Source organism: Pseudomonas juntendi (genome assembly GCF_009932375.1).
GTDB classification, from domain to species: domain Bacteria; phylum Pseudomonadota; class Gammaproteobacteria; order Pseudomonadales; family Pseudomonadaceae; genus Aquipseudomonas; species Aquipseudomonas juntendi.
Genome location: NZ_BLJG01000462.1, coordinates 1 through 276, shown reverse-complemented (window position 1 = coordinate 276; position 276 = coordinate 1). Strand labels below are relative to the sequence as shown.

The 276-nt window shown below is 67.8% G+C and carries 1 pseudogene; it reads left to right on the top strand.

The window, feature by feature from the left end:
- A pseudogene (locus GYA94_RS26740) lies at positions 1 to 276 on the top strand (glutamine synthetase); the annotation flags it as partial.

The following is a 276-nucleotide window of genomic DNA, read 5'->3' as shown; positions in this document are numbered from 1 at the left end:
TCGCCCCCAACGTCAATTCCTTCCGCCGCTTCCTGCCCGACACATCGGCGCCGGTCAACGTGGAATGGGGCGAAGAAAACCGCACCGTCGGTTTGCGTGTACCGGATGCCGGCCCGCAGAGCCGCCGGGTCGAGAACCGCCTGCCGGGCGCTGACGCCAACCCCTACCTGGCCATCGCCGCCAGCCTGCTGTGTGGCTACATCGGCATGGTCGAAGGTATCGAAGCCAGTGCGCCGGTGCAGGGCCGTGGTTACGAACGGCGCAACCTGCGCCTGC